9 protein-coding genes are annotated in these 8925 nt (G+C 50.1%); 5 read left to right on the forward strand and 4 right to left on the reverse strand.

Annotated features, from left to right (window positions below):
• Together U9P07_11050 and U9P07_11055 are read left to right on the forward strand one after the other, a co-directional pair.
• Window positions 1-1127, forward strand: a 1127-nt coding sequence (locus U9P07_11050) for a class I tRNA ligase family protein (GenBank protein ID MEA2109944.1), incomplete at its 5' end; no start/stop codon positions are given.
• 295 nt (window positions 1128-1422) lie between these two features.
• On the forward strand, window positions 1423-1761 hold the full coding sequence (locus tag U9P07_11055; protein MEA2109945.1) for a cupin domain-containing protein: 339 nt from the start codon (window positions 1423-1425) through the stop codon (window positions 1759-1761).
• A gap of 88 nt (window positions 1762-1849) precedes the next feature.
• On the opposite strand, the gene U9P07_11060 is transcribed toward U9P07_11055, so the two are convergent.
• The 4 genes from U9P07_11060 to ligA all read right to left on the reverse strand — a co-directional run bounded on the left by U9P07_11060 (window position 1850) and on the right by ligA (window position 5576).
• Complete coding sequence (locus tag U9P07_11060) at window positions 1850-2329, reverse strand: hypothetical protein (GenBank protein ID MEA2109946.1); 480 nt, start codon at window positions 2327-2329, stop codon at window positions 1850-1852.
• A gap of 69 nt (window positions 2330-2398) precedes the next feature.
• Window positions 2399-2569 carry a hypothetical protein gene (locus U9P07_11065; protein ID MEA2109947.1) on the reverse strand — a complete coding sequence of 57 codons (171 nt, stop codon included), beginning with the start codon at window positions 2567-2569 and terminating at the stop codon, window positions 2399-2401.
• A gap of 89 nt (window positions 2570-2658) precedes the next feature.
• Window positions 2659-3576, reverse strand: a complete 918-nt coding sequence (locus U9P07_11070; GenBank protein MEA2109948.1) for a sensor domain-containing diguanylate cyclase — start codon at window positions 3574-3576, stop codon at window positions 2659-2661.
• Window positions 3573-5576 carry an NAD-dependent DNA ligase LigA gene (gene ligA / locus U9P07_11075; GenBank protein ID MEA2109949.1) on the reverse strand — a complete coding sequence of 668 codons (2004 nt, stop codon included), beginning with the start codon at window positions 5574-5576 and terminating at the stop codon, window positions 3573-3575. Before ligA ends, U9P07_11070 begins: the two co-directional genes overlap by 4 nt.
• A gap of 292 nt (window positions 5577-5868) precedes the next feature.
• Here ligA and U9P07_11080 point away from each other — a divergent pair, with 292 nt between their 5' ends.
• The 3 genes from U9P07_11080 to U9P07_11090 all read left to right on the forward strand — a co-directional run.
• Complete coding sequence (locus tag U9P07_11080; GenBank protein ID MEA2109950.1) at window positions 5869-6075, forward strand: helix-turn-helix domain-containing protein; 207 nt, start codon at window positions 5869-5871, stop codon at window positions 6073-6075.
• Window positions 6075-6593 (forward strand): BREX-3 system P-loop-containing protein BrxF, encoded by a 519-nt coding sequence (brxF, locus tag U9P07_11085; protein MEA2109951.1) that lies wholly within the window; start codon window positions 6075-6077, stop codon window positions 6591-6593. Before U9P07_11080 ends, brxF begins: the two co-directional genes overlap by 1 nt.
• Before the next feature lie 93 nt (window positions 6594-6686).
• Window positions 6687-8925, forward strand: a 2239-nt coding sequence (locus tag U9P07_11090; protein MEA2109952.1) for a DUF6079 family protein, incomplete at its 3' end; no start/stop codon positions are given.

Genomic DNA, 8925 nt, shown 5'->3' on the forward strand with positions numbered 1-8925 from the left:
GTTATCCGGCTGATCTCTACCTGGAAGGCAGTGACCAGCATCGGGGTTGGTTTCACAGCTCCCTGCTGGCATCGGTGGGTACCCGGGGGGGGGCGCCCTATAAAGCCGTCCTGACCCATGGTTTTGTGGTTGATGGGGCTGGTAAAAAAATGTCCAAATCGGCCGGGAACGTTATTTCTCCCGATAAGGTTATCAAAAAATATGGGGCGGAAATTCTGCGCCTCTGGGTAGCGGCCCAGGATTATCGCGATGATATTCGTATCTCCACGGAAATTCTTTCACGGTTGGTGGAAGCATATCGGCGCATTAGAAATACCCTCAGGTTTCTACTGGCGAATCTTTACGATTTTGATCCGGGTACCACAACAGTAAATTATGCCGAGCTGGAAGAGTTGGATCGCTGGGCCTTGCATCAGCTTTGTCAATTGCAGCAAAAGGTACTGGCGGCCTATGAATCTTATGAATTTCACACCATTTACCATTCTATTCATAATTTTTGTGTGGTAGTCTTAAGCGGTTTTTATCTGGATGTGGTCAAAGACAGGCTCTATATTTTACAGGCTGATTCGCCCGCTCGTCGTTCAACCCAGACTACCATGTACTTGATTCTGGATGCCCTGGTGAGGATGTGTGCTCCGATTCTTTCTTTTACCGCTGATGAAGTCTGGCAGTATATGCCCGGTATTGGGGAAAAAGACAGTGTCTACCTGCATAAATTTGCCTGTCTGTCTGACGACTATAATGATCCCCGACTGGCAGCCGTCTGGGATGAACTGCTGGAAGTTCGCAAGCTGGTTTTGAAACAATTGGAAACCTCCAGGCAGGAAAAGATTATCGGCCTCTCTTTAGATGCCCGTCTGGAGCTGGCTGCCAGTGGTAAAACATTGACTTTGCTAGAAAAATACGCCAGCCAATTAGCCGATATCTTTATTGTTTCGCAGGTTGAGATCAGGAAGCTGGCCACCGGAGAAGCGGGAATCAGTGACGAGTTGCCTGAGTTTAAAGTTGTGGTTCATCAGGCTACTGGGGATAAGTGCCAGCGCTGCTGGCGTTATAACGTTCAGTTGACAGCTGAAGATGCTGAGTTCCCGGGGATTTGTAACCGGTGCCTGCAACAGTTGTCATAGGATTGAAAAACGGGCTTAAGGTACGCAACCCAAAACATAATAATTTTTTACCACTGAGAACACAGAGGACACAGAGAAACAACCTGATGTTTTCCTTCATGTTCTCTGTGTTCTCAAGTGAGCATAGCGAACGGGTGGTTTACATATGAGTACTTTTCTCTGATTCCCGGGGACATTGCTTTAGCGCGCCCCACAGACCGAGCGTAACTCAGAAAGTTGAGATGTGACTGTTGCTAAAGAAAATTACAGCTAACAAAGGCTACTATAGTCTATACTAAACTGAAAAAAGGAATGCATGATGAAGCATGTACATTATTCAAAGGTGGAGAAAGAGCCGGTGGAGCTGGACGGGGCCGAAGGAGTTAGTGTTCGCTGGGTCATCAATGAAGCGGATGGGGCAAAAAATTTTGCCATGCGGGTTTTTGAGGTTGAAGCCGATGGTCGGACTCCGTACCACGACCATGACTGGGAACATGAAGTATTCATCCTTTCCGGTAGTGGATTTGTCTGTGCTGAAGGTCAGGATACTTCTCTGGTGCCTGGGGATGTTGTTTTTGTCCCCGGTGGTGAAAAACACAATTTCAAGGCCGGATCTAAAGGGTTGACTTTTATCTGTCTGGTTCCTTATCAGTAGGAAGTTGTTTTCTCCCTGCCTTGCATAAGTTTCTTCATCGGAACCTTTGCCTGGCGGCAAAGAACCCGTGAAGCACTTAACTTCAAGTTCATTTGGGTGGCCAGTGGATATTGATGGTGATAAAATCAGCCGGAGTTTCATGTCTGGTGGAGCAGATTTCGTAGATGAAGGTTAGTTCCAGACTGCCAATTTGCTCCGATGGGGTTACTGTAAGTTCATACTTTCCTGTTTCCCCCTCCAGCAGGTCTCCCAGGTAGAAGCGTTTTATCGTTCCCTTTGTGCCATCTTTTTTGATGGTGGTGAGGTAGACATCGATATCGCAGAAAAGATCCCAGTAGTTATTGGTGAAACTGCCTTTTACTGTAATCCGGCTACCATCCTTAAGCTTGGAAGCCTTGCCGGAGATGATGGCATCATAGTTCTTGTAATCATAGGGGCTCTGCATTTCCTTCAAGGATTTGCTGTTTTCTCCGGCGTTGCCGCTCAGGGATATGCCACAACAGATCAGCAGGATCAGCAAAGCAGTTCCTCCTTTTTTCAGGAGATTGGGGAAGTCGGTTGGCTTCATGATTTCTCCTTCACTCAACTTTCTGACTTGCATTGCCAGGGACATATTAGCAGGATGTTCGGGCTTGGCTCATAGCCTGTCTGCCGACAGGCAGGCGGTATTGGCCGCCGAACGAATCACACGACGTGATTCGCGGCGGACAATCGGGGACATTGCTTTAGCGCGCCCCACAACCGGCCTGTCTGCGTGCGGCACGCACAGGCAGGCCATGGACGGCCAGCGAGAATGAGCGAGAGCCATGCCGGAACATCCCCAGAAGTTTCTTTCAGCCCTGCCTGTCGTCGGCAAGAACAACTCAGAAAGTTGAGCCATAATTGTATGCTCTTCCCTCAGTAAGCCACCCGGTTACGCCCTTGCTTTTTTGCCCGATAGAGGTTGTCATCAGCTTTTTTGAGACAGCTGTCAATGGTCATTTTGTCCTTGTATGTACTGATGCCAAAGCTGACAGTGATGGACAGTTGATGCTCATGGTAGAGAAAATCATGGTTTTGAATTACCATTCTCAGCTTTTCCGCCACAAAGCTCGCCCCGTCAATACCGGTTTCCGGGAGCATAATAAGAAATTCTTCTCCTCCCCAGCGACCAATGCTGTCCTGTAAACGTAGTTTGTCGGTCAGCAAATGGCACAGTTCTTTCAGGATGTAGTCCCCGGCATCATGGCCATAGGTATCATTGACCCGCTTGAAATGATCAATATCAGCCATCAGCAGGCAGAAAGAGCGTTTACTGCGTAAAAAACGGGTTTCCTCACTTTTAATCCTGGCCATGAGAGCGCGACGGTTTAAAAGACCGGTCAACGGATCAATCCTGGCCGCTTTTTCCAATGCTTCCTCGGTTTGTTTGCGGACCGTAATCTCATTATTGCTGCTGCGGATTCCTATTGGTTCCCCGGTTTTCGCATAGACCGTATAACAGTAATGACTGATCCACTTTTCAATGCCTGATTTGGTGACAATGAGAAAATCCAGGGATTCATGCTCGCCACTTTGCAAAATTTTATGCTGGTGATTCAGCCACCTATTGAGCTGATTCGGATGGATAATCTTCTCCATCAGTTTATCATCATGATAGAATTCTTCAGCAGAATAGCCGCTGATCCGTTCACATGAAGGCGAAACGTAGATGAATTTTCCGGCTGGATTGCGCCATGCTTCCCAAGTGTAGCTCAGGTCGGCGAATCGGTGAAAAAAATCAGGATCATATTCCTGAATTTTTGTTTCTTGCGGCAGAGATTTTTCTTTGCTCATAGCTTTTTCAACTCTTCTTCAGAAATAACCATAACTTCCAAATCCCGGGCCCGCTTTAATTTGCTGCCGGGATTTTCCCCGGCAAGCAGATAATCGGTTTGTTGGCTGATAGTGCCGGATACCCGGGCTCCAGCTTCCTCCAATTGGCTTTTAAATCGGGTGCGGGGTTGTGAGAGGGTGCCGGTAATGACAAAGATTTTGCCGGCCAGGGGCTGCTGACCATCAAGGGGGTTGACTGCTGCTTTGGGGTTTACTCCATGATCCAGCAGTTTCCGGATGACCTGCAGATTTTTTTCTTCCTGGAAGAATTCATAGATACTTTGGGCTACCTGTGGGCCGATTTCCGGAATTGCCGTTAATGAGTCAATGTCAGGCGGTCCAGACTTCAGGAGGTCAGGAAAATTATCGACCACCACTTTTGCCAGATGTTCTCCCACATGACGAATGCCGAGCCCATAAATAAAACGGGGTAAAGGACGTTGTTTACTTTCTTCAATGGCTGTCAGCAGATTATGGGCCGATTTTTCTCCGCAGCGCTCAAGTCCGGCCAGGATATCTGCATTTAGGGTGTAAAGGTCGGCAAGATCTTTTACGATTCCCTCTCCCGCCAGTTGTTCAACCAGCTTGATGCCCAGACCATCAATGTCCATTGCCCGTTTGCTGCCGAAATGAAAAATACTGCCGGTCAGCTGGGCCGGGCAGGCCAGTCCGGCGGTACAGCGGTAGATGACTCCTTCAGGTTCCCGGATTACATGGGCACCGCAGACGGGACAATGGATTGGGGGTGGAAAAGGCCTTTCGCTTCCATCACGCAGAGCTGTAATTGGAGCAACGATCTCCGGAATAACATCGCCGGCCCGTTTGACAACAACCTGGTCGCCGATGCGGACGTCCTTATTCTGCAGGTCGTCAAAATTATGGAGGGTGGCCCGGCTTATTTCGACACCACCCACCCTCACCGGTTCCATGATGGCCACCGGTGTCAGGGCCCCTGTACGGCCTACTTGAACAATAATAGCAGTTAACTTTGTGGTTTCCTCCTGGGCTTTGAACTTATAGGCAATTGACCAGCGGGGGCTGCGGGATTTTTCTCCCAGTTGCCGCTGCAGTGCCAGCGAGTTAACCTTGATGACCGCTCCATCAATTTCATACGGGAGTTGGTTCCGTAAGATTTCGATTTCCCGGCAATGTTCAATGATTTCTTTACTGCTGTGGGCCAGGTAACGGTTGGTTGTAACTTTCAATCCCCATTTTTCAAGTTGAGACAGGAGCTCCCATTGGTTGTCAAAAGCTATGCCTTCCTGAAAGCCCGCCGCATAACAGAAAAGATCGAGATGACGACGGGCGGCAATCCGGGGGTCCAGCTGGCGCAGGGAACCGGCGGCGGCATTACGGGGATTGGCAAACAGTGGCAATTTTTCCCGGGCCCGGCTGCGGTTAAGATTTTCCAACTCCTGGAGGGGCATGATGACTTCACCGCGGATGTCAATGCGGTCAGGAAACGGCGTTGACTGGGGGAGAAAACAGAGTGGCAGGGAGCCGATGGTTTTTAAATTATGGGTGATATCCTCGCCGGTAAGGCCGTCTCCGCGGGTTGAACCACGGACAAATATCCCTTGTTCATACACCAGTTCCACCGCCAGACCATCAAGTTTTGGTTCCACCACATAGGTGATTTTTTGCTCTTCACTAAGTAATTTTTGCAAACGCTGTTCAAAATCGATAATTTCCTGGGTATTGTAGGTGTTGGAAAGGCTGAACATGGGCAGCCGGTGATCTATCCGACTGAATTTATTTAAGGGGGCAGCCCCGACTCGCTGAGTGGGAGAGTCCGGGGTGATCAGCTCAGGATACTTTCTCTCCAGGTCTTCCAGCTCCTGCAGCATAGCATCGTAAGCGAAGTCGGAAATGACCGGCTGATCAAGGACGTAATAACGGTAGTTATGGTAATGTAAATCTTTGCGAAGCTGTGAACATCGTTCTACAATTTCATTTGGCATTTTCTTTTCAGCTTTTTTCATTGCAAACTTGGTGCTTTCATGAAAAGTTGTAAATAGGAATCATATTTTTTGCTACCATCGGTGGCCGCGGTTGTCAATGGGATTCATCGGGATATGTTTTCCTCTTGCAAACTCTTTGACGAAGTCGCAGAAATTGATATGATCAGGGGAAAAAGTTATGTTCATATATTTCCAATGAATGTTTGACAGCAACTGTCACTAACTGTATATAAATCGATCATTATGAAGTATTGTGAAGAATTTTTATCTTGCGGTCAGAGAGGTATAGCTGATGGATAAAAAGCCAGGCGATGTCCTGACCATCGAAGAGCTCTCCATATATCTGAAAATCCCGAAATCCACACTCTATAAGCTCGTTCGGGAAGGTAAGGTTCCGTCTCAGAAGGTGGGACGGCATTGGCGTTTCCGGAAGAAGGCCATCGACCGATGGTTGGATGAAACACGAGCCGAAGAGCCGGATACAAAGGAAGAACAGTAATGGCAGAGCCACTTGCTGATCAGATTGTGTGGAAGATCAAACAGGCCGCGGAATTATATCACCGGCTCATGCTGGCCGTGGCTCCGGCAGGAGCTGGGAAAACAACTGCACTCAAAGAAGTACAAGAACGCATCGGTGCTCCGCTGATAAACGTCAACCTGGAGCTGTCACGCCGGATGCTTGATCTGACTGAGCGGCAGCGGGCGTTGCAACTTCCCCGACTGCTGAGAGAGATCATGAACGATATCGCCGGTGACCTGCCTGCCGAAGGTTCGGCGCAGGCAGGAGTTGTTTTGTTTGACAATATAGAGATTTTATTTGACGTGTCCCTGAAGCAGGACCCTCTGCGGCTTCTCCAGGGACTTTCTCGTAACAAGACTGTGGTTGCTGCATGGAACGGCTCCATTGATGGCGACCACATGATCTATGCCGTACCGGACCATCCGGAGTACCGCCGCTATATGGTCCGTGATTTTCTGGTGGTAAGTTCAGACCTGCCTGCCGGCAGGCAGGGGTAGCGACATGAAGAAAAACCGTGAATTAACGCTAATGAACGCTAATAAAGAAAAATTCGTGTTTATTCGTGTTCATTAGTGGTTGGAGGTTTATTTATGAAATATGGTGATCTGATTCAGTTTGAGCCCATCGAATCCGTGGTTCAGCTGCGGGATGCCGACGAAGCCGCTGCTGCCCGTCAGTTTGTGGAGACCTACGTCATTTCTGATGAAATGGCTGAGAAGCTTATAAATCTCGTTATTCCTCAGCTTCAGTTTGATCAACCCGTTGATAATAAAGGGCTGCTTGTCGTCGGAAACTACGGCACCGGTAAATCGCACCTTATGTCGGTGATCTCCGGACTTGCCGAAAACCCTGAACTTGCATCCAGTCTGAACAATGCGAAAGTCGCCGATGCCGCGTCACGGATTACCGGCAAGTTCAAGGTGGTACGTACTGAGATCGGAGCCACCACCATGTCCCTGCGTGACATTATTGTGGCCGAGCTCGAAGAGCATCTGACAGCGATGGGTGTTGTGAACTACTCTTTTCCTTCTGCCGGCGATGTGGTTAACAACAAGCGCTCCTTCGAGGAGATGATGACCGCATTTCATCAGGGATTCCCTGACCACGGTCTGCTTCTTGTGGTGGACGAACTGCTCGATTACCTGCGCACACGCAAGGACCAGGAACTCATTCTGGACCTAAACTTCCTGCGTGAAATCGGCGAGGTTTGCAAGGATCTACGTTTCCGTTTCATGGCTGGCGTCCAGGAAGCCATTTTTGACAGCCCCCGGTTTTCCTTCGTGGCCGACAGCATCCGTCGAGTGAAGGATCGCTTCGAGCAGATTCTCATCGCCCGCAAGGACGTTAAGTTTGTGGTGGCCGAACGATTGCTCAAAAAAACCGGCGAGCAGCAGGCCAAGATACGCGAGTATCTGACGCCCTTCGGCAAATTCTACGGGCACATGAACGAGCGCATGGACGAATTCGTCCGCCTCTTCCCGGTTCACCCCGATTACATCGACACATTTGAGCGGGTGACTGCGGTTGAGAAACGCGAAGTTCTTAAGACCCTGTCCCTGGCCATGAAGAAGATGCTCGATCAGGATATGCCGGACGACCGGCCCGGCCTCATCGCCTACGATACCTATTGGACCAACCTCCGAGAGAATCCGTCTTTCAGAGCCGTGCCTGACATTAAGGCGGTCATCGATTGCAGCCAGGTGCTGGAGTCCCGCATTCAGCAGGCATTCACGCGCCCGGCCTACAAGCCCATGGCGCTGCGGCTCATCCATGCCCTGTCAGTGCATCGGCTCACCACCGGCGACATTTATGCCACGCTCGGGGCTACGCCAAAGGAGTTGCGGGATGCGCTCTGTCTTTATCAGCCGGGAATTGAGGAGTTGGGAGGCGATCCGGCCGATGACCTGCTCTCCCAGGTGGAGACGGTCTTAAGGGAAATCCATAAAACCGTCAGCGGGCAGTTCATCTCCGCCAACCCGGACAACCGGCAGTACTATCTCGATCTCAAGAAGACCGATGACTTCGACGCATTGATTGAAAAGCGGGCTGAAAGCCTCGATACATCTCAGCTCGACCGCTACTACTACGAAGCTCTGAGAAGGGTCATGGAGTGTACTGACCAGACCTATGCTACCGGCTACAAGATCTGGCAGTATGAACTGGAATGGTTGGAACGGAAGGCAGCCCGTCTGGGATATCTTTTCTTCGGCGCACCTAATGAGCGCTCTACAGCCGTTCCACCGCGGGATTTTTATATCTATTTCATCCAGCCATTTGAAGCGCCGCACTTTAAGGACGAGAAGAAGGCTGATGAAGTCTTCCTGCGCCTGACGAATGCCGATGATGAATTTCGCACCACACTCAGCAACTACGCCGCGGCGCTCGATCTGGCATCCACCTCCTCCGGACACGCCAAGTCCACCTATGAATCCAAATCGTCGAACTTTCTGCGGGATCTGGTTCAGTGGCTGCAGAAGCATATGACAGACGCATTCGAGGTGACCTATCAGGGGCGCAACAAAACCCTCACCGAGTGGGCCAAGGGAAAATCCATACGTGATCTATCCGGTATCGCCTCCCACGAGCGGATCAATTTCCGCGATCTGGTAAATACGGTGGCAGGCATTTGCCTGAGCACGAATTTCCAGGAACAAGCGCCGGAGTATCCCTGTTTCTCAGTTCTCATCACCGGAGATAACCGAACACAGGCGGCACAAGATGCACTACGAGCCATTGCCGGTCAAAGCCGTACCAAACAGGCCACGGCTGTTCTCGATGCCCTGGAATTGCTCGATGGTGAAAGGCTCGATCCATACCGATCCAGGTACG

The organism is Pseudomonadota bacterium (assembly GCA_034660915.1).
GTDB lineage: Bacteria > Desulfobacterota > Anaeroferrophillalia > Anaeroferrophillales > Anaeroferrophillaceae > DQWO01.

Excerpts from the sequence above, each read along its gene's own strand:
- U9P07_11055 (MEA2109945.1), top strand. The coding sequence starts at position 1,423 with ATGATGAAGCATGTACATTATTCAAAGGTGGAGAAAGAGCCGGTGGAG.
- U9P07_11060 (MEA2109946.1), bottom strand. The coding sequence starts at position 2,329 with ATGAAGCCAACCGACTTCCCCAATCTCCTGAAAAAAGGAGGAACTGCT.
- U9P07_11065 (MEA2109947.1), bottom strand. The coding sequence starts at position 2,569 with ATGGCTCTCGCTCATTCTCGCTGGCCGTCCATGGCCTGCCTGTGCGTG.
- U9P07_11070 (MEA2109948.1), bottom strand. The coding sequence starts at position 3,576 with ATGAGCAAAGAAAAATCTCTGCCGCAAGAAACAAAAATTCAGGAATAT.
- ligA (MEA2109949.1), bottom strand. The coding sequence starts at position 5,576 with ATGCCAAATGAAATTGTAGAACGATGTTCACAGCTTCGCAAAGATTTA.
- U9P07_11080 (MEA2109950.1), top strand. The coding sequence starts at position 5,869 with ATGGATAAAAAGCCAGGCGATGTCCTGACCATCGAAGAGCTCTCCATA.
- brxF (MEA2109951.1), top strand. The coding sequence starts at position 6,075 with ATGGCAGAGCCACTTGCTGATCAGATTGTGTGGAAGATCAAACAGGCC.